General features: G+C 56.6%; 28 protein-coding genes. 12 read left to right on the top strand and 16 right to left on the bottom strand.

The genetic code is table 11. The annotated features are described in order from the left end of the window. Positions 1-28: 28 nt before the first annotated feature. A complete protein-coding gene (locus tag P1X16_RS28540; protein WP_277236167.1) occupies positions 29-2584 on the top strand; it encodes an FdhF/YdeP family oxidoreductase in 2556 nt (851 codons plus the stop codon). A 161-nt stretch (positions 2585-2745) separates the two neighbouring features. On the opposite strand, the gene P1X16_RS28545 is transcribed toward P1X16_RS28540, so the two are convergent. From P1X16_RS28545 to P1X16_RS28555, 4 genes are all read right to left on the bottom strand, one after another. Next, positions 2746-3996, bottom strand: a complete 1251-nt coding sequence (locus P1X16_RS28545) for a hypothetical protein (protein ID WP_277236169.1) — start codon at positions 3994-3996, stop codon at positions 2746-2748. 122 nt (positions 3997-4118) lie between these two features. After that, entirely contained in the window at positions 4119-4580 is a 462-nt protein-coding gene (locus P1X16_RS28550) for a hypothetical protein (RefSeq protein WP_346771273.1), read from the bottom strand. Between the two features lie 3 nt (positions 4581-4583). After that, positions 4584-4706: a hypothetical protein gene (locus P1X16_RS31350; protein WP_346771274.1), complete on the bottom strand. Its 123-nt coding sequence runs from the start codon at positions 4704-4706 to the stop codon at positions 4584-4586. A gap of 35 nt (positions 4707-4741) precedes the next feature. Continuing rightward, complete coding sequence (locus P1X16_RS28555; RefSeq protein ID WP_277236171.1) at positions 4742-4969, bottom strand: hypothetical protein; 228 nt, start codon at positions 4967-4969, stop codon at positions 4742-4744. 708 nt (positions 4970-5677) lie between these two features. Between P1X16_RS28555 and P1X16_RS28560 the strand changes: the two genes are divergently transcribed. After that, complete coding sequence (locus P1X16_RS28560) at positions 5678-6583, top strand: manganese catalase family protein (protein WP_277236173.1); 906 nt, start codon at positions 5678-5680, stop codon at positions 6581-6583. A gap of 228 nt (positions 6584-6811) precedes the next feature. Here P1X16_RS28560 and P1X16_RS28565 read toward each other — a convergent pair whose 3' ends face one another. From P1X16_RS28565 to P1X16_RS28575, 3 genes are all read right to left on the bottom strand, one after another. Next, complete coding sequence (locus P1X16_RS28565) at positions 6812-7429, bottom strand: aquaporin (protein ID WP_277236174.1); 618 nt, start codon at positions 7427-7429, stop codon at positions 6812-6814. Positions 7430-7575: 146 nt separating this feature from the next. Continuing rightward, entirely contained in the window at positions 7576-8475 is a 900-nt protein-coding gene (locus tag P1X16_RS28570; protein WP_277236176.1) for a YsnF/AvaK domain-containing protein, read from the bottom strand. 39 nt (positions 8476-8514) lie between these two features. Continuing rightward, a complete protein-coding gene (locus tag P1X16_RS28575; protein WP_277236178.1) occupies positions 8515-8964 on the bottom strand; it encodes a DUF2382 domain-containing protein in 450 nt (149 codons plus the stop codon). A 580-nt stretch (positions 8965-9544) separates the two neighbouring features. On the opposite strand from P1X16_RS28575, the gene P1X16_RS28580 reads away from it, so the two are divergent. Continuing rightward, positions 9545-10006 (top strand): BLUF domain-containing protein, encoded by a 462-nt coding sequence (locus P1X16_RS28580; protein WP_277236180.1) that lies wholly within the window; start codon positions 9545-9547, stop codon positions 10004-10006. 62 nt (positions 10007-10068) lie between these two features. On the opposite strand, the gene P1X16_RS28585 is transcribed toward P1X16_RS28580, so the two are convergent. Then, on the bottom strand, positions 10069-10413 hold the full coding sequence (locus P1X16_RS28585) for a hypothetical protein (protein ID WP_277236182.1): 345 nt from the start codon (positions 10411-10413) through the stop codon (positions 10069-10071). Between the two features lie 593 nt (positions 10414-11006). Here P1X16_RS28585 and P1X16_RS28590 point away from each other — a divergent pair. Together P1X16_RS28590 and P1X16_RS28595 are read left to right on the top strand one after the other, a co-directional pair. Beyond that, on the top strand, positions 11007-11333 hold the full coding sequence (locus P1X16_RS28590; protein ID WP_277236184.1) for a hypothetical protein: 327 nt from the start codon (positions 11007-11009) through the stop codon (positions 11331-11333). A 15-nt stretch (positions 11334-11348) separates the two neighbouring features. Then, positions 11349-11573, top strand: a complete 225-nt coding sequence (locus P1X16_RS28595; protein ID WP_277236186.1) for a phosphatase PAP2 family protein — start codon at positions 11349-11351, stop codon at positions 11571-11573. Positions 11574-11644: 71 nt separating this feature from the next. Here P1X16_RS28595 and P1X16_RS28600 read toward each other — a convergent pair whose 3' ends face one another. Together P1X16_RS28600 and P1X16_RS28605 are read right to left on the bottom strand one after the other, a co-directional pair. Next, a complete protein-coding gene (locus P1X16_RS28600; protein ID WP_277236188.1) occupies positions 11645-11908 on the bottom strand; it encodes a hypothetical protein in 264 nt (87 codons plus the stop codon). A 227-nt stretch (positions 11909-12135) separates the two neighbouring features. Beyond that, the gene (locus P1X16_RS28605) at positions 12136-12786 is read right to left on the bottom strand and encodes a hypothetical protein (protein WP_277236189.1); all 651 of its coding nucleotides are present in this window, start codon (positions 12784-12786) and stop codon (positions 12136-12138) included. A 246-nt stretch (positions 12787-13032) separates the two neighbouring features. Here P1X16_RS28605 and P1X16_RS28610 point away from each other — a divergent pair, with 246 nt between their 5' ends. After that, on the top strand, positions 13033-13962 hold the full coding sequence (locus P1X16_RS28610; protein ID WP_277236190.1) for a DUF389 domain-containing protein: 930 nt from the start codon (positions 13033-13035) through the stop codon (positions 13960-13962). Positions 13963-13976: 14 nt separating this feature from the next. Here the strand turns inward: P1X16_RS28610 and P1X16_RS28615 are convergent, their stop codons facing one another. Then, a complete protein-coding gene (locus P1X16_RS28615; protein WP_277236192.1) occupies positions 13977-14204 on the bottom strand; it encodes a hypothetical protein in 228 nt (75 codons plus the stop codon). 233 nt (positions 14205-14437) lie between these two features. Between P1X16_RS28615 and P1X16_RS28620 the strand changes: the two genes are divergently transcribed. Beyond that, entirely contained in the window at positions 14438-15490 is a 1053-nt protein-coding gene (locus P1X16_RS28620; RefSeq protein ID WP_277236194.1) for a hypothetical protein, read from the top strand. Between the two features lie 1032 nt (positions 15491-16522). Continuing rightward, the gene (locus P1X16_RS28625) at positions 16523-17500 is read left to right on the top strand and encodes a hypothetical protein (RefSeq protein WP_277236195.1); all 978 of its coding nucleotides are present in this window, start codon (positions 16523-16525) and stop codon (positions 17498-17500) included. A 52-nt stretch (positions 17501-17552) separates the two neighbouring features. On the opposite strand, the gene P1X16_RS28630 is transcribed toward P1X16_RS28625, so the two are convergent. Together P1X16_RS28630 and P1X16_RS28635 are read right to left on the bottom strand one after the other, a co-directional pair. Then, on the bottom strand, positions 17553-17975 hold the full coding sequence (locus P1X16_RS28630) for a BLUF domain-containing protein (RefSeq protein WP_277236197.1): 423 nt from the start codon (positions 17973-17975) through the stop codon (positions 17553-17555). Between the two features lie 134 nt (positions 17976-18109). Further along, entirely contained in the window at positions 18110-18397 is a 288-nt protein-coding gene (locus P1X16_RS28635) for a hypothetical protein (protein ID WP_277236199.1), read from the bottom strand. Between P1X16_RS28635 and P1X16_RS28640 the strand changes: the two genes are divergently transcribed. The 3 genes from P1X16_RS28640 (at position 18398) to P1X16_RS28650 (ending at position 21094) form a co-directional block, all read left to right on the top strand. After that, entirely contained in the window at positions 18398-20572 is a 2175-nt protein-coding gene (locus P1X16_RS28640; protein ID WP_277236201.1) for a PAS domain-containing sensor histidine kinase, read from the top strand. Positions 20573-20622: 50 nt separating this feature from the next. Further along, positions 20623-20817 (top strand): hypothetical protein, encoded by a 195-nt coding sequence (locus P1X16_RS28645; RefSeq protein ID WP_277236203.1) that lies wholly within the window; start codon positions 20623-20625, stop codon positions 20815-20817. 67 nt (positions 20818-20884) lie between these two features. Next, the gene (locus P1X16_RS28650; protein WP_277236205.1) at positions 20885-21094 is read left to right on the top strand and encodes a hypothetical protein; all 210 of its coding nucleotides are present in this window, start codon (positions 20885-20887) and stop codon (positions 21092-21094) included. A 25-nt stretch (positions 21095-21119) separates the two neighbouring features. Here the strand turns inward: P1X16_RS28650 and P1X16_RS28655 are convergent, their stop codons facing one another. After that, positions 21120-21530, bottom strand: a complete 411-nt coding sequence (locus P1X16_RS28655) for an STAS/SEC14 domain-containing protein (RefSeq protein WP_277236206.1) — start codon at positions 21528-21530, stop codon at positions 21120-21122. A 522-nt stretch (positions 21531-22052) separates the two neighbouring features. On the opposite strand from P1X16_RS28655, the gene P1X16_RS28660 reads away from it, so the two are divergent. Then, the gene (locus P1X16_RS28660; RefSeq protein WP_277236208.1) at positions 22053-22349 is read left to right on the top strand and encodes a hypothetical protein; all 297 of its coding nucleotides are present in this window, start codon (positions 22053-22055) and stop codon (positions 22347-22349) included. A 376-nt stretch (positions 22350-22725) separates the two neighbouring features. Here P1X16_RS28660 and P1X16_RS28665 read toward each other — a convergent pair whose 3' ends face one another. Then, positions 22726-23211 (bottom strand): carbonic anhydrase, encoded by a 486-nt coding sequence (locus P1X16_RS28665; protein ID WP_277236210.1) that lies wholly within the window; start codon positions 23209-23211, stop codon positions 22726-22728. Positions 23212-23340: 129 nt separating this feature from the next. Continuing rightward, on the bottom strand, positions 23341-23994 hold the full coding sequence (locus P1X16_RS28670) for a carbonic anhydrase (protein WP_277236211.1): 654 nt from the start codon (positions 23992-23994) through the stop codon (positions 23341-23343). Positions 23995-24591 lie beyond the last annotated feature (597 nt).

Here is a 24591-nt window from a genome sequence, read left to right on the forward strand (position 1 = left end):
ATAGCTGAACTATTAACCGCTTGAAGTTATGGAAAAATCCCCCGCGCTGGACCCCGAAAAGGCCGGCAAAGTAGAAGAACAGGTTGCCAGCAACGCCCCGAAAAGCGGAGAGCGTTCCGACCAGGGCGAGGCACCCACCAACGACCACTACGACCCGGACGGCAAGCCCGACGCCGACAAGCGAAAAATGACCGCGCCCGACACGCTGGGGGCCAAATTCAAGCATCCCATCCTGGCCCAGCCCCCGGAGGGGTTCACCGGGCTCAAGCTCGGCAAGCCCGCCACGGCAGCGGCCGGTGTGACGGCCGTGCTGAAGTCGGCCACATTTACCTTCCGCGAGGACGGTGTGGGCCGCGGCACCCGCGCGTTGCTGAAGATGAACCAAAAGGACGGCTTCGACTGCTCGTCCTGCGCCTGGCCCGACCCCGACGAGCACCGCTCGGTGGCCGAGTTCTGCGAGAACGGCGCCAAGGCTACCGCTTCCGATGCCGATTCCCAGCGCGTGGACCCCGCCTTCTTTGCCCAGCACAGTTTGGTGGACCTCTCGCACATGACCGACCGGGACCTCAACAACGCGGGCCGCATCACCCACCCCATGGTGCTCCGGCCGGGAGCCACCCATTACACCCCCATCCCGTGGGACGAGGCGTTTCAGCTGGTCGCCGATGAGCTGAACGTGCTGCCCACGCCGCACGAGGCCATTTTTTACACTTCGGGCAAGGTGCCCAACGAGCCCGCCTTTCTCTACCAGCTCTTCGTACGGCAGTTCGGCACCAACAACCTGCCCGACTGCTCGAACATGTGCCACGAGAGCAGCGGCGTGGCCCTGAGCCCCACCACCGGCCTGGGCAAAGGCACCGTGACGCTCAATGACTTCTACGAGGCCGAAGTCATCGTCATCATCGGCCAGAACCCCGGCACCAACCATCCACGCATGCTCACGGCCCTGCAGAAAGCCAAGCGCAACGGGGCCAAGATCATCAGCATCAACCCGCTGATCGAGGCGGGCCTGCAGCACTTCAAGAACCCGCAGGATTTCCTGAACCCGCTACGGGCGCTGGGCGCGCTGCTCGGCGACGGCACCCAAATTACGGACCTCTACCTGCAAGTGCGCATCAACTCCGATTTGCTGGTGGTGCGCGGGCTGATGAAGGCCCTGCTCGAAGCCGAGGCGCTCAACCCCGGCCAGGTGATCGACCACGCCTTCATCCAGGAATTTACTACCGGCTACGACGCGCTGGTGCAGAACCTGGACCAGACCAGCTGGGACGACATCGTGGAAGCGAGCGGCGTGAGCCGGGCCCAGCTCACGGAGGCGGCCAACCTGATTGCCCGCCACGAAAAGATTATCACTTGTTGGGCGATGGGGCTTACGCAGCAGAAAAATGCCGTCTATACCATTCAGGAAGTGGTGAACCTGCACCTGCTTAAGGGCGCCATTGGCAAGTCCGGCGCGGGCTTGTGTCCGGTGCGCGGCCACTCCAACGTGCAGGGCGACCGGTCGATGGGCATCTGGGAGCGGCCCCATAAGGAGTTTCTCGACGACCTGCAAAAGGAATTCAACTTCGAGCCCCCCCGCGAGCACGGCTACGATACGGTGGAAGCCATCAAGGCCATGCATGACGGCAAGGTGAAGGTGTACGTGGCCATGGGGGGCAACATGCTCTCGGCCGCCTCCGACACCGAGTTCGTGGCCGAGGCCATGCGCAAGCTGCGCCTCTCGGTGCATGTCACTACCAAGCTCAACCGCGGCCACCTCATCAACGGCGAAATGGCCCTGCTGCTGCCCTGTTTGGCCCGTACCGATATCGACCAACAGCAGTCGGGCGAGCAGTTCACGTCCTGCGAAAACTCGATGGGCGTGGTGAGCATGAGCCGGGGCGTGCTCGAACCCCTGGCCGGGCAGATGCTCAGTGAAACGGCCATCGTATGTGGAATGGCCCTGGCCACGCTTGGCGCGAAAAGCACCGTCGATTGGGTGGGCTGCACCGCGAACTACGACCTGATCCGCGACCATATCTCGCGGGCCGTCCAGGGCTTCGACAACTTCAACGAGAAGGTGCGGCATCCGGGGGGCTTTTATCTGCCCAACGGCCCGCGGGAGCGAAACTTTACCACCGAAAACTGCAAGGCCAACTTCACGGCCACGCCTTACGAGAAGCACGTACTCGAGCCCGACCAGCTGGTAATGACCACCATCCGCAGCCACGACCAGTTCAACACGACCATCTACGACTACAACGACCGCTACCGGGGCGTGTTCAACGAACGGCGCGTGATTTTCCTGCACCGCGCCGACATGGCCGACCGGGGTATCGAGGAGAAGGGCCTGGTGAACATTACCAGCCACTTCGAGGGGCAGCAGCGCCACGCCGAGAAGTTCATTGCCATTCCCTACGACATCCCGAAGGGTAACTGCGCCATGTACTTCCCTGAAGGCAACGTGCTGGTGCCTATCGGCTCGGTGGCCTACAAGAGCAACACGCCCACCTCCAAGTTCGTGGTCGTGACGGTGGTGCCCATTGAAGTGCCCGTCGGCACCCGCGTAGCACCGGCCGGCCAGCCCGTAGCCGTACCGGCATAGAGCAATACTTGCGTCGACGCTTAAAAAGCGCCGCCTGCCACTTTGGCCGGGCGGCGCTTTGGCGTATAGGCCCAAGGATTCAGCGACTATGGGCGCCGTAGGGCAATTTTTAGGGTACGTCGGCTAGATATAAGGTTGGCCGCCGCCGGGCGGCGGAAAGCTTAAAACTCGAAAACGCTCGTGGGGTTGCCCTGCTCGTCGCGCACGAACGCTTCCACCATGCCATCGGCCGATACCTTGATGGCCGTGCCATAAGCCGCCAGCGTTTTGGTGGCCGCCAGCCGCCCGCCGCCCGTGCTGTCGCCATCGATTTTGACTATGGCCCCCACGGCCAGCACCTCGCCCTGGTAGGTGAGGATGGTGGCCCCGTCGATGCCGACCATCTCCTTACGGGCCATTCGATCCAGGTCCTGAAACTTGCGGCTCTGAATCAGGCCGCTGAGGGTTTGGCTTTTCAAGGAAGTAGGCTGGGCCAGCAAGTCATCCTGCTTGATGACGCTCTGCCCGCTCTTGCCTTCCTCGACCACTAACTGCTTCACGTCGGCCAGCCGCACCACGGCCAGGCAGCCGCCCGTGCGGGCAAACGAGACGTCCAGGATGGTTTCGTACACGGCCTTGCGGACCGCCAGCGAGCCGCCGGAAAGCGCCGCGATGGTGGAGTGGTGGTTGTAGTAATTCCAACTGTCGTTGACTTTCGAGAAAAACAGCTGCTGGTCCTTGAAGACCAGCACTTCCCCGTTGGCCGTGAGCGTGAAGCACACCCGCTGCTGGTCGGCGTAGTTGGCAAAGGCCATGAAGTGGCCCGGTGCAAAGCTGTTATTGGCTACCGCAGCCCGCGTAAAATTCACGTAATCCACCAAGGCGCCCGTGGCCGAGAGCACCAGCGCGCTTTCCACGCTGTTGGACAAGAGGGCGGAAAAGTCGGCGGCCAGCACCGTGCCAATGGCGGGGTGACTTTCATCCACGGGTTGCTGGTTGGCAAAATCGACCACCACGCTAAACGTAGGCTGGCGGCCCTCGTAGGTGCGCCGCGACCAACTATCGAAGCCGTCGAGCACCTCAACCAGCATGGGGTAATTAGTCAGGGCTAGGTACTTGCAGACACCCACCTCAATGGCATACTTGATTACCCGGGCCCGGTACGGGGCCGTCGTTTTGTTGAAGTTGGCGACGATTTCGCGCAGGATCGCCTTGATTAGCTGCGCATCGTCGGCACTGAACACTTGGTTCCGTTTGATGACGACCGTGTATTCCGCCCCCTTGGCGGGGCTGACGAGCATCGTCTGCCCATTTTCCTGGATAACTACCAGTTCGGGCGGGGCTGGCTGGCGCAGTACGTTGACCATCGTGGCGCCGGCCAATACGGGGCAGATGTGCTGCTCGATGAGGGCAGTGAATTCTTGTTGGTTCATGAGAAGTAATACGGAACATTTCGGAAAGCGGCAGTCTGGGCCTTCATTCAATTGCTCACCCCGGCGTGGCGCGGAAACCAGTTTTGGCATCGGGAGCAGTTAGGCACACGGCTGCCCGAACCTTACTCGTTAGGCACCATTACCTTGTCGAGCACCAGCTGGTAGGCGTCGGGTGTCACGCTCACCTCCCCCAGGTAGGGATGGTCGAGGGCGGCAATCAAAAAGATCATCACCCCCACCATTACCGCCAACAGGCCCGTGAGCAGGGCATGCCAGCGAAAGCTGACGACCACGAAGCAATAAGAGAACCCAATCGTGATGAGCGCCCCGATCAGGACCGTGGCCCACAAAACGCCCGGCACCCCGGCCCCAAGGCTTTCGATGCGCTGTCGCCGCAATTCCACTAATTTGTTGAAGGTTTCAATGGCCTCGCCGTGCAGTACTTGCTGGGACAGCGAATGCACTTCGGTGTGCAGCAAATCCAGCTGCAAGCGCGTGAGGTGCTGGCGCTCCGCATCATTGGCTAGGCCTTGGCGTTGCGCCGGCCACGATTCGCGCACGATAAACTCGGTGTAGGCGCGCAATTTCTACTGCAAGGGCCGGGCATCGGTAGCAGGATAGCCACTTAGGTTGCGGTAGAGGACGGCGATAGCCGCCGCTTCCTGCGAGGCAATGGCCGAAGCCGTGGAGTAGTTCTGCCAGGTAGCCACCGTGAGCAAGCCAAGCGTGAGCCCGTAAAGTACCGTTACCCCGAGAAAAACCAGCCTACCGTGCCGTTGTCAATCAGGTCCGCGGCCTCACTGCCGTGCAGGCGGCGGTGCGTGAAGTAGAGCCCGGCCAGGGAAAGCAGTAGGGTCAGGCCCACCACCAGCCCGGCCAGGAGCCACGTCGGCATTTCGTACAGCCAGAGCATAGAGCGGAGAGAAGGGTTCACATAATAAAACGCGGCCCCCCAAGGGGAGTTTGGATCCATGGAAAAGAAACTGCAAACCAGCCGGGCTTTCCGGGTAGCGATATATGACCGATTTCACCCCAAGGTAGCAACCCTAAGCACGCTAGGCGGCAGGGGATAAGCTACCGTGCAGTGTGAGCTCAAACGCGACCAAGGCGGAAAGAAGTTGTTCACGAATTGGATGAATGAAGCCGTAGTAAGGCACCGCCTGCCAAGATAAGATCCGGGAGTAGGTTGTGGGCTGATTCAATTCCTTCCGTAAACCTTCCTCTGTTTGCGGGCAATCCCGGTACTCTCCCTCCTAGATGTATATGCCAGTGATAGAGCCGGTTTTTTTGTTTTGAGGTGCTAGAACCCGCTGCTGGTTTTACGCCCCCGGACTTTAACTTGGTGAGCTGCCCGGCAGGCCTATTCGGTTTGCAATACGGCCGGAAAACGATCCAAGGCGGCGAGCTAGTACAATAGCTGCGGTTTAATCCCCCGAGTAGTTGCCGGGGTTGCGCGTGTTGCTGGACCAGCTCGCGCAGGTACCAGTAGAAAGCCTGTCCAGTATTGCGCTACGACTAACCGGCCAAACTAGGGGGGCCTACCGGGCCTCTTATGCAAACAGAGGTGTTGCTTCTGCTTACAACCCACAACATGAACCCGGCTCGACCGTAGAGGGAGTGGGATACTTTTGCTGGTCGAGCGTCGACCAGGGGATTTTCCGTTACTTTTTACTACTTGACTATGATTTTGCGTTACGACCAGCTAGCGGTTGAGCTGCCCAAACCGAAAAACCCTTCCCCTAACGACGCCGCGGCCATTCAAGAGCTGTTGGGAGGTAAGTACGGCGAAATGTCAACGCTGATGAACTACACGTTCCAGTCGTTCAACTTCCGGGGGCGCGACCGGTTACGGCCCTTCTACGATCTGACGTGCAGTATTGCCGCCGAGGAGTACAGCCACATTGAGGCCGTTTCTTATGCCATCAACTTACTGCTGACCGGCCAGACGGTGCGGGGCAAGGATCCGGTACCGGCGCCCTTAGCCGATGCCAAAGACGCGCGCAACAGTTACCACTTTCTCAGTAGTGCCCAGGCCGCCCTGCCGGTCGATTCAATGGGCAACCCCTGGACCGGCCAGAATGTGCACGCCAGTGGCAACTTGAAACTGGATTTGCTGCACAACTTTTTTCTGGAATGCGGGGCACGCGCCAACAAGATGCGGGTGTACGAGATGGTGTCGGATCCGTGTGCCCGGGCCATGGTGGGCTATCTGCTGGTACGCGGCGGCCTGCACGTCGTGGCATATGCCAAAGCGCTCGAGCACCTGACCGGCGTGGAAGTAACCAAGCTGGTACCCGTGCCCGAATTGAGTAATGATGCTTTCCCCGAAGCCAAGAAGCTGCAGGACGAGCAGAAGCTCCACCTCAAGCTTTATACCTTTAGCAAGGAGGATTACAAGCAGGCGGGCATTATCTGGAATGGCACCCACCCCGAAGACGGCCAGCCGCTGGAAGTGATCCAGGGTGGGTTTGAAGGCGTGCCGTATCCGGTGCTGGAAGAAGAGCCTCAACTCAATTCGCCCGGGGCCGACGACTACGACCCGCAGATGTTCGCCGATATTGCCAAAAAGCTGGGCATTAAGCTCTAGCTCACCTGGCCGAAAGGCGCCGGAACCTCCGGTGGGTTGGCCTTTTCTTACGATCTGGTGCGAGGGAGGTGGTTATCTGAGGATAGCCACCTCTTTTACGTAAAGAGCTAGAACCGCGCCAGTGAACTGTTATTGGGGTTCTTTTCCCTGTTTTGTCGGTTCCTCAAACAATACTCCGCTGCGTACCGCAGTAAATGCTTACGCGCCCTTCGAAGAGCAGGTGGCGCGCTAGGCCTCTACTTCGGGAGGCTTGGCTCGCTCGAAAAGCGAATACAGCCCGCCAAACGCAACGCCACTAAGCAGCGTCGCCCACAGCGCGGGCGAAGAAGCCACCCCCATGGCGATAGCGACGGCAGGATTCAGGATGCCCTTGCTCACGAGTAGACCCGCCAGCAGCGCGCCCCCGACCGCCAGGCCACTGCCGGCTTTAGTGACTTTCTTTTCCGTGGCCGCCGCCACCGTTAGCATCAAGAGGCCAAAGCCCAGAAACTCCGCCCCCGTGCTGCCGGCGTGGTAGTCGCCCGTTGGCGGGCCTACCAAGCCCGCGGTGGCCGCTAAACGAGCCAACAAGGCGCCGCCCACCTGCGCGGCTACGTAGAGCAGCCCTTCCACCAAGGGAAAACGCCGGCTCGCGACCAGCCCCACGGTAACGGCCGGGTTGAGATGCGCCCCGGAAAGGCCGCCGACGGCATACACAAACACGAGCAGCGTTAAGCTGACGGCGTAAGCGGTGAGTGGAGAAGCTACTGTAAGGGCCGCGATCGTCAGAAAAAACGTGCCGACCAGCTCGGGCAGGACCGCAAACCAGGTCTGGCTACTTAATGCTATATTAGAAGCTGTACTCATAAAATTACCGGATTACTTCCGGAAGGAGTCGAAGAAGAGAAAAAGCTGGCTGTATCGCCAGCGAGATTATTTTGTGGGCGTCACCCCAAGAAAAAAGACGACCGGAAGCCGATCGTCTTTTTTATACTTATGAAATAGGGTGGCGCTTAGCGCTTGTCCTTCTGATTGCGGGTATCCTCGTCCGTGGTCCCATCCAAGCGCTCGATGTCCACTTCGGTTTTGCGCACGGTATCGCGGATGGTTTCTTCCCGCTCGGTTACTTGCTTGCCCAGCGTTACTTCTTCCACTACGCGGGCTTCCTTGCCTACCACCGCGCGCTCGGCGCTTTCCGTGATCTCCACGTTGCCTTCTTTAAAGGCGGCGAAATCGGCTTCCGTAGCCGGGCGGTTTACGGGATTACGCTTAACCGTGACGTGCTCTTCGCGCAACCGAACGCTGGCTTCCACGGGCCGCGACACAATCCGGCTGCGCAGCCGGGCCCCGCCGGTTTGCTCGACGCGCTTGCCGACTTGCAGGCTTTCTTCGATTACTTTGGCTGATACCGTACCGTCAGCAGTGCTGGCTTGCTGGCCAGTGGCACCGAGGGCGTTCGCTTGCTGGTAGCCGGTCTCAGCAGCTTGCTCATCCACATCTACGGCACCGGCTTCGTCGAGAATAGCGGCGGCTTTGTGGGCATTCTCTTCGGAATGACAATGCACGGTCACCACGGAACCACTTTCGCGGGCCACGTGGCTGTAGCGGTTGCTACGGTCCTGGTCATCATCGTCGTCGCCAAAGAGGCTGCTGAAAAAGTTGCTGATCGAATCTCCTGAGCGGCCAGCGGCATCGGCCGCCGCTTCGGTAGCCGTCCCGCTGGTGTTGCGGTAATCGGAGGGGTCCTTATCGGCTTTGAGCGCATTCGCCGCCTGATTCGTGGTGCTGTCTGCCGCATAGCGGTGATTGGCTACGTCGATGTGCTCCATGCTAAAGCCGGCGGCAGTTAGCTTTTGGGCGGCGCTTTGGGCCTCCATGGCCGATTTGAAGATACCTACTACTGTTTGATTCATGGCGTTGATGGATGAAAGGAAAAGGGAACAACTAAAAAATTAAGCAAGGGGGGGCTCGTCGGCAACAAACCGCTCTATTTGGATCTCTTCGCGCCGGAGTACAATACTTTCAATGTGCGGCACGGTAACCTGGCGCTTGGTGACATGGATCTCCTCAACAAGTAGTACACGGGTCACCACAACTTCGCGCAGCACGGGAATGATAAGCGTATCACCTTCCTGGCGGGAAACCGGCAGCGGGGTTCCCTCAACTTGGTACTCGTTAACTGGAATATGCTCCACGTGTACTTGATCTTGCTGCAGGCTGAGAGTAAGCGTTTCCTCGTGCTGAAGAACCTTCTTGGACAGCCGTACCCGCCCGGTTTCTACTAGTTGGCGCGTCACGACGGCGTATTCCTCGATAACGGGTACAACCAGTGGGGTTTCGGTCGCATCCCGCGCGGAGGCAGGCTGCAAATCGGTAGGAAGACTGTCAGTGGAGTGGTGCATTAGCCCAGCAATACGCACTACTTTTCAGGGAGTTGCTCTTGCTCGTCGATGCGTTGGGTCAGCCCGCTAACAGTAGTATGATTATTGCTGTATTTGCAAAAACCTTTCCCGTGTTGATTTCCCAGATATACATCCAGTCAACTGGTTTACTTTTTAAAATTGTATAAATTTACTGGTTGATTTTTTGAACTATTTTTATACACCAAAGACGCTATAATAAGTTGAAATAGTTATAGCCGTAACAACAATGGATAATTGTAAATACAGTCATAACTACTATCAGGCGCTAGCAAGTTAGTGTTTCACCTAGTTTGTAAACTTATTGCATATGTCGCTGGACTTCTGCCAGCAGGTTCCGCTACCAGCAATTCGGCCTTAACTTGCCGGCTAGTCGCTGCCCATGCGAGAACAGCGGGTATAATACCCCTTTTCAGCAATTTCGATTTTCCTTAAAACCCCGCCACGCCGGGGGTTAGCTTTGATCTAGTAGGATAGCGCTAGCATACAGAGTGCTACTCCGTCACTGCAGCCTAGCATTCCGTATACGGTCGAGTCGTTTCACCTTAACCGGCTGTCGCTAATGTCGTCTTCGTTGTTCCACGTTATCTACCGCAGCCGGGCCAGTTCGCCGTTTGCCGAGTTGCAACTTGGCGAGTTGCTGACCCACTGCCGGGTATATAATCATCAGCATCGCCTCTCGGGCCTACTGCTTTACCAGCACGGCGTGTTCCTGCAAGTGCTCGAAGGGGAGCAAACTAGCCTAAGTCGCCTTTACGCTAAAATCTTGCGGGACCCGCGCCACCACGCAATTGAGCAGCTTAGTGCCGGGCCGCTACCTCGGCGCTTGTTCCCGGATAGGAGCATGGGCTTTGCGACGGCTACCGAGCCGCTACGTCACCTGACCGGATACGTGAATCCAAGCACGGGCACCTACCTGTTGCCCCGCGCGCATAACACTCCGGCGGAAGTACTGACTTTATTGCGTGATTTTTCCACGACGCTGCCGCCCGGCACCGCCACCACAATCAGCCTCCCAGCCTAACTACATACGGGTAAGAGTAGGCTCCAAGCCCCGCAGCGGACGGGAAGTAAGTGCTCTGAAAGCTATGCCGTTGGAGTCACTTCCGTCCCGTCCGCTGCAACGGCGTGCACTGCCTCCTCGTCCCGGCGATGCATGCCGTAGCGGCCGGCCGCTTCTTCCGCCGAAAGCTCTTCTACGTTTTCGGCCGGGATGTTTACAAACCCTAGGTGATTATCCAGGGCCTTTTGCTCGCGCGACTGTTTGCGCTTTTGCCAGGCGAAAAACCCTAGCGCGGCTGCCAGCGTCCCGGCGCCGGCTAGCAGGGCCGGCAGCCAGTTACTGCTTTTTTTCTTGCCCTGGAGACGGGCAGCAACTGGCAGGGTCTTGACAGCAGCAAACGGGCGGGGGGAAGGGGGGAGAAGAGCCATGCGTGAGAGAGCGTTACACGGAAAGTAAGTAGCGTCTCCCTATTCGTAAAACCACCCGTGCGAGTTGTGTTGTTTATTGGTCGATTGAAAACGGGTACTAGCCCCCCAAGGCAATCCCGTCATGGTAAGAGTAGCAGGATCCTCAAGCTTTTTCAGGTATTACCGGGGCTGCTGACCGCTAGCTAAAACGAGTTTCGGAATACTGTGGATCTTTGGCATGGGGTTGCAAAGAGTTGGCCGTTACCTCCACGACTCTTCTACCTGACCACTGGTGGCGGCGCTGGCCCTCGCGGCCATAGGTCTATTCAGTCGGGCGGGAGCACCTGCACCCGTAACCGGCTTCTCACTGGTCTTTAAAATTTAACTGGCAGGATCATACTTAGCAGACTTGCTGCTACGGTGCAATTGTTTACCACCTTCCTTTGGATGGAACTTCTCGCCTACGCAAGTTAACGCCTGATTCTCCGCACTAGGAAAGCCTTAGAGGCTTTGCTAGGCCGAACTCGCTTGGGCGGCACCCTATTATCTTCCTTGATGCGCGCCGGAGCAATGCTGCTCGCCGCCCGATGAATACGTTAGCATTACTTAGCGCCTTGGATCGCCGCCTACTGCTTTATTTTCAGCAGTGGCATTCTCCCATTGCCGATACGCTCATGTCCTTGCTCTCCTCCCGCGGGGCGTGGGGGCCATTGGCACTGATTATCAAGTGGCTGCTGTGGCGCTACGGCTGGCGGCGGGTGCTGCCGGGCATGGTGGCAGGGATGACGGGCGTCCTGGGGGCTAACTTCGTGGCGGGAGTGCTTACGCCCTGGGTTGTCCACCCGCGCCCCTGCTACGTAGCCGACTCGCAGCCCTGCTGCATCTGCCCCAGCGGTGTAGTGCCAGCTTCAGTTTTCCCTCCACCCACGCCACCGACGTAGCGGCTGTAGCTACTATTGCCTTACTGGTGTTGCCCGCCACGTTTTCAACTCCTACGGCTGGCACTGGTTTTGTGGTCAGTAGCCGTGGCCTTCAGCCGGGTGTACCTGGGCGTACATTATCCGTTCGATGTGCTGGCCGGAGCCTTGCTCGGCAGCACCTGCGCCTGGGTAGCTTTTGCCGTTATCCGCAGTTGCTGGCCCCGGGTCTTCGCGTACGTGCACGAAATCCCGACAACATGAGCTGCTATCGTATGCTAGCATACCGTAGTCACCCGCCGGGAGCGGCGCTACAGTATCCGGTAGCGGCTCAGCTACTTTTTCGTCGCTTTTATCAGCCAGTTGGCTACGGCGGCAACCGTGACCGTGCTGGCAGCCGCTACGGCGGCTACCACTTTGTGACCGTCCGGGGTAGCGGGCGAGTTCACCAGGTCCTGATACCTTTTCAGGGGGTTGTTATCCGCCGGTTGGATCAGGTTCTCTTCCCCGGTCGTGCTGAGCGTAGTGGATGCTGGCAAACCAGAAGCCTCAGCCTCCGGCTTAGGCTGCGTATTATCAGTGGTGAAGGCGTCGGTCATAGAATAGGGAAGTAAGAAGGGGATTAAAACCCTGTGCGGTAGTTGCCTCACAGGCACAAGTGCCAGCTACCCATTTCTGACCATTGTCGCAGGTCCGGTAGTAACTGGGGTGCGTAGCTAAACGCGCTTGGCTGGTTGAGGTTGTCCAAGGCGTGGGGCACGCCGCTCTACCAGGGAGCCGCCGCACCGGGGCGCTACCAGCTTGCGCAGGTTTGATCGGAAGGGGCTTAAGGTCGCCGCTTCGATTCATCTAAAATATTGCGGGCCGGAAAGTTTTTACCCACTACTAGCCAGTCAGCCGTAACAATTCGTTGGCCCCGGCCTGCTGCGAAAACCGGTTTAACGCGCAGACTGACCCGTGGCAGCTGCCGGGACTGGTCTGCCAATCCAACGGCAAATGCTTCCACCGCGCTGGCGCTGGCTAGGAGCTGGCGCACGTCGCTTTCGCTTTGAAGCACCATAATGGAGATACCTCCTTTTTCGGCAATCTTCACGGGCTTTGTTTCGCGCCCTTCGCTTCGTACTTGCCCATCCACCACGGTTTGGTAAGCTACTTCCGTGAGCGTTACCGGTTCCCGGCTGGGATTGCGCACTCCCACCTCTATTTGCAGCTGCAGCGGCAGACTTTCTCCCGGCTGGATAGCGGCCCATTGGCCGCGCTGCGCCGAATTCAGATCAGCTATCCGGTGGACGCCCGTAACGTTTACGCCTCCCAGCCGAGCCTCTTCCACCGCTGAAACGCGAAAATCCGCTCCCTGAAAGGTTTTGTCGTACTCTTTGTCAGGCAGGGGATGCGCAACGCTTAAGGTCAATATAGCAAGCAAGCTAATAGCCGCAAGCCAGTGGAACGGTAAGGGCTGGTGGGGAAATTTTATCATGGCAAGAAATAATTAGCAAACGAAATCCTGGGGGCTTTACCCCACTGCTACGGCGCAGAATCAATGGTGGACACACGCTCCCCGAAAGATTATCTTTTACTACCGGGCTAACTGGTTGAGTGAAACAGGCACTATCTTATCAGCACGGTAGGCAGAAGGAATCCCCCCTAGCCAACGCCAAAGCAAGCCAGCCGTAAGTGAAGCCAGGCCACCACTCGTGGCGTAGTCACTCTTTCGCTTGCTTCTATGCATAGAACCCTGGAAATTACCGTACCCGCCTCCGCCACGGATGCCCTGCAACAGCAGTTAACGGCCCTTGATGAGGTAATCGGCCTGAGCGTGCAGCGCGGGGCCTCCTGCAAGCCGGCCGGCGACATCTTGATTGTGCACGTGCTCAACCGGGGTACGGACGAAGTGCTGCGCCGTACCCGGGCGGCGGTGCCGGACCCTCATGCCCTGAGCATCGTCACCAGCGAGGCCGCCAGCTTCATTTCTCCCACGAGCCATGAAGCCGTGGATGACGACCGGGACGAAGCCATCTGGGAAGAAATGGAGAGTGGCCTGCGCCACCAGGGCCGGATTACAACTAACTACCTACTGCTGATGGGCCTGGGCGGAATTATTGCTGCTATTGGGCTGGTCTCGGAGCCGGTACCGCAGGCCGTGGCCTTCGTGGCTTCCGCCGTTATTGCCCCCGGCTTTGATCCCATGACCAAGGTGCCCCTGGGCCTGGTGCTCCGGCACTGGTCGCTGGTTGGCCGGGGCCTGCGGTCGGCGGCCGCCGGGTATGCCGTCCTGATCATCGCCGCGTGCCTGACGATGCTGCTGCTGGTCGCCACGGGCGAGAGCAGCGCCACGACCTTGGCCACGAACCCCGAGGTAGAACACTTGGCGCACCCGAAGTGGATGGAGTTGTTGATTGCCGGGGCCGGGGCCCTGGCTGGCGTGGTGATGCTGGCCGCCTTCCGGCGCAGCTTTCAAGCCGGACCGCTTATTGCCATGGCCTTTATTCCGGCGGCCGCCCTGATCGGGGCCGGGCTGGCCGTAGGACGCCTTGATTTGGCTGTAGAGGGCCTGGAGCGGTTTGCCGCTGATTGGGGCTTTATTGTGGCGCTGGGCATCCCGCTGTTATGGCTTAAGCAACAATTCACGCACCGCCGCCAGCCGCTGGTATAATCAGGCAGACGGCGCTAGCCGGCTTGTAGCTGTAGGCAAGCTAGTACCGCCGCCAGCGGTAGCCGACCATCCACGTAGCGGGCCAGCAGAATTTGGCAGTGGTTGTTGGGGGCGGCGTAGCCACTCACCCGCAGTGCCAGGGAAATAGGTAACAGGTGCCGGGCGGGCTGCGGTTTGCTCGGTTGTCGGTGGCCATACGGTTCTTGCGTTAGAGGATCGAGGCGAAATAGGATGTGGGTCATGCGTGGTAATAAGGCAACTATTTTACTACCGGCTATACGTTCCTAGGTAACCTAAAGCTGTAGTTGAGCTGGTATAATATATTTATTATCAAGAAAATAAAATAAGACATCTTACCTTAAATAGTGAACTACCTGTAAACCGGTGCGTATGAGAGGCCAGTTAAGCCGCGGTAACGTGAGCCTTTTTTTCACGGGCTGCCGAACGTAATGGCAGCCCCAACCCCCACCAGATTATGGCAACAATCATTAACTCACCCGAGTCAGACCGCGTGATGGCGACGTATTCGGACCAGTCCTTGCCAGGGGCTACGAATGCAACCCTCCCCGTGGTAAAGCGCATCTCCTGGGGTGCGATTTTCGCCGGCGCCGTGCTGGCGCTAGTTATCCAGTTGGCGTTAAGTTTACTGGGCCTCGGCATTGGTTTAGGCACCATTGACCCGCTGGAAGAGCAAAACCCCATGGCAGGCATCGGCATTGGCGCCGCCATTTGGTGGGTTGTGAGCATGCTGGTTTCCTTGTACCTGGGCGCTACGGTAGCCAGCCGCTTGGCGGGGATGCCACGCCCCACGGATGGACTCCTGCACGGCTTGCTGACCTGGGCCGTCGTGACGCTACTCACTTTCTACTTGCTGACGACGGCCGTAGGTCGCATCATCGGCGGCGTAACCGGCGTAGCGGGTCGGGCCCTGAGTGGGGCCGGGCGCGGTCTGGCGGCCGTAGCGCCGGAAGCAGGCGAGGCGATCAAAGGCGAACTGAAGGAACGAGGCATTGACGTAACTGACCTTAAGCGCGAAGCCCGTCAACTGCTGCGCCAAACCGGGAAAGCCGAACTGAATCCCGATAACCTAGCGCGCGAAGCGCGGGCTGCTGGTCGCGACGCCCAGGCCGAAGCCGGCCAGAGCGCAGCCAATCCGCAAGCGGCGGGTGATAACTTCGACGACGTCATTGACCGGCTCACCAGCCGGGCGGAAAACATCGGTGATGCTGCCGACCGGGATGCGGCTGTGAACGTGGTCATGCAGCGCACGGGCAAAAACCGCGCGGAATCCGAGCAGGTAGTGGATAACTGGATCACTACCGCCAAGCAGGCCCGCGTCAAGTTAGACGAAGCTAAGGTAAAGGCCGAAGCACAAGCCCGCGAGAGTGGCGATAAGGCGGCCGCTGGCCTGTCCAAAGCAGCCTTGCTCGCCGCTTTGGGCCTTGGTTTAGGCGCCGCAGCCGCCGCGTTTGGTGGACGACGCGCCGTGCCCCACGACGTAGCCGTCGCGGGTACGCCCGTGGCGTAATCGCCGAGTCATTCTCAACAAAAAAGCCCTGCCGAAAGACAGGGTTTTTTTATTTTACCGTATACTCACATCCGCTCAGGCTGATAGCATGTGCTATCGCTGAAGTGGGTCAAGTAGACTTCGGGCTTTCACTCCCCCGGCAGATTAATTCACGCGCCTGCCCTGGCAGGAACTGGCATAGATATCCTTCTATATTCCCTAGCGCGTTTCTGTTGCCACAGCACCCTTGACAAGCAACGCGGCCACTAAGTGGCTAAGTACTCGGAGGAGCGCGAAAGGCGATGAACAGCACAAGGACCACCAAGCCCATAACTAGCCCCATGGTAACAAAGCCGCTATGCAAACCAGCTTCAACTAGGGCAAGGCTGGCCTCGAAACTGCAACATAGGTAAACTAATAGGCCGCCTAGGGCCAGTAGCGAAAAACGCATTACTCTCATCACAATCAAAAAAAGCAATGCTTTTTGCCAGGCGTGGAATTGCAGTTCCACGCCTGGCAAAAAGCTAGTATTGGGTAAGCCCTACTTGTTCAAAGTTGGTACTCGCTACCTGGGCTTATCCTGTACGGAGAAGCTGTTGAAGTAGCCCATATAGGCCGACAATATTCCATTCCTATACGAGCCTACGAGCTTACTAACTGGTCCGTCGTGAAACGGCACCCCTGTTAGTTTCAAGTAAAAACGCTGCCAGGCCTCCCTAGTTCTAACCAGGTGGTTGCGTCACTCAATCGAAACGGGCGAATCCTTTGTCACTCACCGATTGTAAGGGCAAGGTGGCATGACGAATTCTCAACGAAGATTCGTTGTCGTATGAATTAAACCAGAGGGAATAATAACTTTTAAACATCTTAACCCAAAGAGCAGTAAAGCATGCTGGATAACCGGCCGGGGAAGATGGAGTAGGTTTTTTCCAATGATGTTTTTAATTCAGCAATACTATGGTAAACGTGCAGGCAGAGTCGCAATCCGGGCAAGGAGCGAGCGTAGTCGATCAAATCGTGCGGGAGGGCTTAGCTCTGCAGCCGGGGGTTAACATGGAAAAGTTGGTTGGGGTGCCCCATCTGTTCGGTCGCTTTCTCGACACCCGGGAAGGCTTTATGGTGGTGCCCATCGGTATTTTAACCTTGCAGCCCGACGGTCGCATAACTGGCTACAGCCATCCCAATGAAGGAAGTTGGGCGCCCTATGAGCACGGCACGGTCAGCGCCGACGAAGCGTTTGCCTTTCTGACGGCCCACAACAACTGGATTCCGAGTTCCACTTGGCAACAAACGCTGGGCGGGATGCCCATCGGTTATTTCTGTGACGAGCCGGAAGCGCTGCAAAAGCTCTGTCTGATTCCCCACCAAGTTGCGAGCCCGGACCTGCACATTGTGTACTTGGTCGCCTCGTGTTTGCGCTTCTACGAGCAAACCGTTCCCAAGCTACTCGGCGAATTGTTTGCCGAGGGCATCGAGCGCTCGCGCATCAAGGTGGTCGTCAACGGATGCGAACAGAATGAGGACCGCGAAATCGACGGCATTTCCTACGCCTTTACTACCCATAACGCCTGGGAGTGGAGCACCCTCTACGAGGCCCCCTTACGCTGGCAGTTCGACTATGGCATGCTGATTCACGATACCAACCAGATATTTCCGGGCTTTCGCCGAAAGGTGGAAAGCTTCAACACCCATTTATCCTGGGATCATCTGCCCGCTACGCCCTTGGCTCGATGCCTGCTCGGCCTGTACTCCCACGCCTTTTTGAATCGCCTAAACCCGTGGCTGAAATCAATCGACAAAATTGACAAGAAAAACGGGGTGATTGCCGAAGCGGCGGGCGAGTTACTGCTGCGGGCCAGAACAGCCTTGGTGATGGGCGACCCGGAATCCAGTAACGGGGCCCGGCAGGCGGAATGGCGGGAAACAGTGGACGTGTATAACACGGGTTCGCCGCGGGTGCGCCGGGCCTTCCCGGCCATCAACCTGCATAAATTCATTCATGCCAACGCTTCCAACCCCGTTAATTTATAAAGTGTAGCCCCTCAAAGGCGACCACGCCGGCGAGAGGAACGCAATAATAAAATCAGCGAAGCAGGGGCAGGGTGGCCGCCCGAACCAAATTGTAAAGCAGAGCGTCGGTCCCGGCTAATGCAGGCCTAGTTGTGGGAGCTTCCTCGGGATACAGGTAAGCCGTGACGGCTTGGAAGGCCGTCCCGGATACGGCTAGCGGGGCCATTGCCCAGCTAGCAAAGTCACGGGTACTCGTAGCGTTGTCTGCCAGTTTGATTACCCCGGTATGGCGCGGATCGGCGGCAATTTTTAGATACAGCTTCTCCACCACGAACTGCTCGCCTTCCAGTAACTGCGCAAAATCACCAGGGCTATAAAACAGCGCGCCCGTAACCCCAAGTACCAAGTTGGCTACCTGGGCCCGGGTGAAGAGTTGCTGCAGTTCGGCCTCGGGCAGGGGAGCAGCAAGGCGACTTAGATAAAGTATGCGGTGCATTAAGGATAACAAAAAGAGGTTGCCATGGTCTGCTACGCACCTTGGCAAGTGGCGGAATAATATAGTACATCAAAAAATGAGAAGCGCACCACCAGCCTGCTCTCCTAGTGCGCATAAAATTTCATCAGCAACGTTCAAGCTGATTGACCGGTCAGTAACAATGCTCTATATTTACAGAGTGGGTCAGCGTAGACGGCCGCCCAGCTTACCGCCTGAACGCGGACATCGGTTCGTTCTTCGCTGACCCCGCCGGGCAGCGGCTGCTCGGCCAGCCCGAACAACCCACTCAAACCTTGCCCGCCACCTTCCCAGCCGCCCACGACAACGGCCTGTTGGCGTTTTAACGCGACGTGTTCGAAACCGGTAAGCCAAGCCATTTCAAGTGCCCTTACTAAGCCGCCGGCTTCGGCAATTACTTCCACGTGGCCGCCCCCTGGCAGGGAGAGCAGTTGAGCGCGAGCTTCACCGACACCGCTGGCTATGACCGCATACCCGTCGAAATCGCCCTGCGCGCGAGCCAGGCCGCTGAAAAAGCAGCCCGCGCCGACGCTGAGGCCCAGCGCCAGCGCTTTTACGAGGTGCTGATGCAGCTGCCGGCCTCGGTGGCCGTCTACCATGGCCCCGAGCACGTGTTTACCTTCATCAACCCGCACTTTGAAGCCTTCGTCCCCGGCCTCGCCGTGCTCGGCCGGCCGGTGCGCGAGGCGGCCCAGGGCGCCGTGGGAACGGAAGTGTTCGAGCGGCTCGACCGGGTGTACGCCACCGGGGAGGCCATGTACCTGCCGGAACTGGAAGTACACCTGGCCGCCGATCAGACCAACTGGCTCTGTCCGCTGTTTGTCAGTGCCTCTTACCCCCCCTTGCGCGATGACAAAGGCCACATCATCGGTGTGCTGGACTTCTCCTACGACGTGACCGCGCAGGTGCTGGCCCGTCAGGGGTTGAAAATGCTGGCCGAACAGCTGCGCATTCTGAACGAGGAGTTGGAACACCGCGTGGAAACCCGCACCCAGTCCCTGCGCGTTCATGCCGCCGAGGCCCGCCGCGCTCACGCCGCCCAGCGCTGGACGCAAGAGCACGAAACGCCCTACCAGCTCTTCACGCAAACCCCGGCCCTGATTGCGCTGCTGCGCGAGCCCGGCCACCGGTTTGAGTACTGCAACGCCGCCTATCAGCAACTCTTTCCCGGCCGTACGCTGTTGGGCCGCATTATGGCCGTGCCCGAAGCCGTCGAGCAGGGATTCATCGCCCTGCTCGACATCGTGTTCCAGACCGGCAACACGCATTTTGGCAGCGAAACCGCCTTTGCCGTGGCTGCCACCGGCGACGAGCCGGCGCGTACCCGCTACTATAGTTTCACCTACCAGGCCTACCGGGTGGGCGGTCGGATTGTGGGCGTGAGCATCTTTGCTTACGACGTGACCGAGCGGGTGGTGGGCCGTGCTGGCAACGAGGCCCGGCGCGAGCAACTGGAGCGCTTGTTCATGCAGGCCCCGGCCGCCATTTGCATCTTCGCCGGCCCGGAACTGATATTTGAATTCGTTAACTCGGGCTATCAGCAACTCTTTCCCGGCCGCCAGTTGCTGGGCCAACCCCTGCTGGCAGCCCTGCCCGAAATGGCCGGCCACTTAAGCTACGAGAACCTGCGCCTAGTCTACGAGACGGGCCGCTCCCACGAGGTGCAGAACCTGCTCGTACCCATTGCGCGCCCCGGCGACGGGGCGCTGGAAGACCGCTATTTCAATTATATTCAGCAGGCCCGCCACAACGAGCAGGGACAGGTTGATGGGGTCGTTGCGTTTGCCTACGAAACCACGGCGCAGGTGCTGGCCAGCCAACAGGTGCTAGCCCTGAACGCGGAACTGAGCGCTAGCAACGAGCAACTGCGGCGCACAAACGCCGACCTCGACACCTTCGTGTACACGGCCTCCCACGACCTGAAAACGCCGGTGGCTAACATTGAAGGCCTGCTGTTGGCGCTACGGGACGAGCTGCCCCCGACGGCGCGCCAAGCGGGTGTGGTGCAGCCCCTGCTCGACCGGATGCAAGGAGCCGTGGAGCGGTTTCAGCTCACTATCGCCCAACTCACCGACGTGGCCCGGCTGCAACTGGCCCAGGCACAGCCAGCTACAACCGTGGACCTGGCCGCCCTCGTGGACGAGTTGCGCCTGGAGCTGGCCCCGCTGCTGGCTAATACCAACGCCCAACTCGCCCTCGATGTGGCCGCCTGCCCCCAGGTATCCTTTGCGCCCCAGCACCTGCGCAGCATTGTTTACCACCTGCTCAGCAACGCCGTCAAGTACCGTCATCCCGACCGATCACCCCGCGTGCGGCTACGCTGCCGCAGCACCGCCGCCAACGTGGTGCTGGAAGTGGAAGATAATGGCCTGGGCCTGAGCAAAACCCAACAGAGCCAGCTCTTCGGCCTCTTCCGCCGCCTGCACGACCACGTGGAAGGCACGGGCCTGGGGCTCTACACGGTCAAGCGCTTGGTGGAAAACGTCGGCGGCACCATCACGGTGGTGAGCCAGACTGATGTGGGCTCGACGTTCACCGTGACGCTGCCCCGCACCGACCAGTTGGGGGAGAAGAACTAGGTTCGGCTCGCTATTTTTGGCGGCCCGTCTTCCAAGCCCACCCGCCGTCTATGCCCAAGTTGTCCAGCATTCTGTTAGTCGATGACAATGATACCACCAACTTTCTGAATGGCCACCTGCTCAAAAGTCTCGGCGTTACGGACCACGTGCTGACGGCCCGCAACGGGCAGGAGGCCCTGGACCTGCTGGCCCGGCACTGCACCCAGCCGGCCACCACTTGCCTGTGCTGGTGCTGCTTGACCTGAACATGCCCGTGATGAGCAGCCCCGGCTCCCGACCCTGCCCATCCGCGTGGCTATCCTGACTTCTTCCATGCATCCCCGTGACCTGGAACGGTTGCGTTATCTGCTGCACATTGCCTTGCTGCACAAACCCCTGACGCGGGATAAAATCAAGGTCCTGCTGCAAGAGCACTTCCAGCGTCAGCTGCCGACGGATTACCAATTTATCCTAATACAGATATACGTCAGATTGGGCGAGGTCCAGACGGTGGAGCAAATACCAGTTGAGCGTCCGTTTTGACAGCTGCCGGAAAGGTAAACGGGGCTTAGGAGGGTGGGCAATACTGTCGTAGCCACGCCCGGGCGTCGGCCATGTTGTCGAAGACTTGTCCCTGAAACGCCGTGAGTTGGCCGTAGAAGTTGGCAGCGGACCCATCGGCCAGCGTTTCGGGGGTGGAAATCAAGGCGAAGTAGCGTAACCCGGCTTGGGCAGCAGCAGGAGCCCACTCGTTGATCACCCAATCCATGGAGTGGTCCCACGGTCCCCGAACCGAGCGCGTGTCGTTGAGCACACGGCAAAAACCCGAGGCAGCGAGGGCAGCGGTATACGCTTTGGCGCCCGTTTTGATGTTGTCGGCGGTTAAGTAGCCCTGCCAATCGGTGAAGATCCAGCGGTTTTCGAGGTCAGTTTCAATGGTGAGATAGACTTTACCTAAAGCAGACTTTAATTCTTCCATAATCTTATAAAGCAAGCAAATTACTTTCAGCCGCCAATTCTTTTGCGTAAAACTAATTCAATGGCTACCCATTACTGCTTCTGCTTCCACTTGGCGACGTAGCGGAAGCAATGTTGCAACATGGGCACCAAGTTGGCTTAAAGCCCTGCATCAGCCGGTATTCCTGATGAAGCGCGACCGATAGCTAGCGAAGTTGCGTTTAAGGGTTCCGGGCTTGCCCTACCCATGGTCGGGGTGCGTAAGCATTTTTAAAGGGTACCCGAATTTTTATCTTTCGGGTGAGCGTCATGTTGGTGTCAGGCCAGTACATGAATTATTTCTAAGTATATGAGTAATAGGCCCGAAGACCGGCCTTAATTAAAAGATTGTTATATAGCCAAACAAAGTGCCGTATCTTGAAATCCTAACGGTAATTAGAGCGCCAGCAGCTAGTTTTCACTGGTTTCTAGCGCGACATAACAAGTTTACCGACCAATCAGTATTTAAATCAACCTTTCAACCAAGGCCGCCATTACCCTACCTATGCCTGCTGTTAGTCTTGAGTGCCAAGTAACATTTTCTGCTACGGCTTCGCTGTGCGTAACCCTGGTTGCATTTGCTGATGCTACGCCGTGGCAATACTCGCTGCCAGTTTGGCTGTGGCCTAAACTGGACGCGGCTGAACTGGCTTATTTGGTAGCGGCAGAATACCAGCGGCATCAGGCCCTGAGCTTCTGGCCGAATGCCACCGGACTGGTTCAGTTGGTAGGCAATGCCCTGCTGCACGCAGGTCATAGGCACGTAATAGGTGGCATACCTACCGTAGAATGTTACTCATGAATTACGTCAGCTGGCTGGATTGTAGCATGCTCCGGATGATAAACTCAGTGTTGCCGATAATGTAAGGTAGTATTGAATAGCCATGATCGCCTCAAGCCTGCGCAGTATGCCTAGGCAGGCTGCGCTGTTTATAACGTCGTCCAGCTGACAATAGGGTAACGCTGCCTTAAGGTATAATCTGCCTGTGCTTACTTATGGAAGAAAAAATGGTTAAGGCGCCGGTAGGAGAAAGTGTTAATAAAGCAGCACTGCCTCTTACCGGCGCCTTAACAGAATATCTTAATTTAGTTACTCTGCGTACAAGTTAATCGTATAAACGCTATTATAATTTAGTTTCAAAAAATTATAATAGCGGAACAAGTTAATAATTGAAAAACTACAAATCTAATGTTATTCGCTTAAATTTAGAGCTATTCCGGTTGTATATTAGGCCGCTTATCTTTATGGTTTCGTCGCTAATCTTACTACCGACAAACGCTACATCAAGTAATTCATATGCTTGACGGTAAATGTTTAATTCAGCAAGAAATTCTTTCTGTTGATCTACATTTAACTGAGCAAGCTTTTCAGAATTGTTTGTTTGAATTTTTGGTAATTCTTTTTCCGCTATTGTATTATAATTATTGTTTTTGCAAATTACATTATTTATAAACGTACAATGAGTATCATTGACAACTATGATTTCTGCTATAGCTTCGTCGTGCAAAAAGCGGTTTAACGCACTAGCGTGATTGAAATCCGAGAAGTTGAATACTGAACCCAAAGCGGTTAAAAAACAAGTGTTCCTCCCAAATTTGTTTTCTATTGTTCTTTCAATGGTGCAATCAGGACAGATTAAAAATAAATTTTTATTCGTCACCATAAATTTATATTGACAAGATATAAGTTGCAAGTAATAAGGTAGCGAAGCAATTCACCGCCTTTTTTTGATTTTACTTTATGAGTAATCTGTATGTTGCCTTAAGCAAAAATTGTAAATAAAACAAAAGCATCAACTAGATGGATGTTCTGGCTCATCAGGACCTAAACGATAAATTTCGGTTATATTTTCCAATAATTTTATAAAGTCAATTTTTAGGTCGATCAATTTGCCTGTATGTACATCAAAAACCCAACCGTGGACAGTAAGGTCTCGATCACGGCGAGCTTTCTGCACTTCTGCTGTTTTAAGAACATTTATGCATTGCTCTTCAACATTTAATTCCACTAATCTTTTATAGCGCAATTCTTCGTCTTCAATAGCGTTTAATTCGTCCTTGTGCATTCGGTATACGTCACGAATGTTTCTCAACCAAGGATTCAAAATTCCCATGTCCTCGGATTTCATGGCTGCCTGAACGCCACCACAATAATAATGCCCGCAGACTACAATATGATCTACTTTGAGGTGTGAAACGGCATAATTAATAACTGACATAACACTTAGGTCCGTGTTAGGAACCATATTGGCAATGTTTCTAAGTACAAACGCTTCACCTGGTGCTATACCCATAAGCTCCTCGGCTGATACACGGCTGTCGGAACAGCCTATATAGAGGATGTCGGGAGCCTGCCCTTTGGAGAGGTTGCTAAAGTAACTGGGTTCTACCTCTAGTTTCTTTTGAACCCAGCTTTGGTTGTTTTTGAAAATTCGTGCAATGTCCATTTCACTTACTTTAGGTTGATTTCTGTTTTACGTGCAGTTACCATATACTCAAGCTTATCGAATTCTGTTCAAACATATCTAATTTAGGTGGTAATGATGAGTGATGAAGATACCTGGCTGAACCATTACTTCGAGCATGATTATATGAAAAAGTTATACTATTTTACTTAATTTGTAATTAGATAGAATACGTATTTTATTGGGTTTTCAACTATAAACATCCTTATTACAACCAATTCTACTTAGAGTGGATGGTCAGACAATGAATTCTCTAAATATCAATAAAATTATATTTTACACGAGCCGGCGAAAGATTTCTTTTGCCACAGGTTTGCTGAGTTAATTGCCTGTGGTTTGATCTTGCGAGTTACGCTTATCGCTTATTTCTTTGCCTTGTCTACTCTAGGCGCTGGGTAGGACCAGTCACTGCCCAGCTCATGGTTGCGACAGAGGCGGCTAATGGCTTTCCTACTACGGCTATTAGCCTGAGTCGACTGACTGGTGTAATGTACGACGCAGAGAGCTGCCAGACCGTGGCCTACGCTCGCCACTGTGGAGCGGCCCATTACCGACACATCGGCCGACGAAGGACTGTTT

The sequence above is a fragment of the Hymenobacter sp. YC55 genome (assembly GCF_029433095.1).
Classification (GTDB): domain Bacteria; phylum Bacteroidota; class Bacteroidia; order Cytophagales; family Hymenobacteraceae; genus Hymenobacter.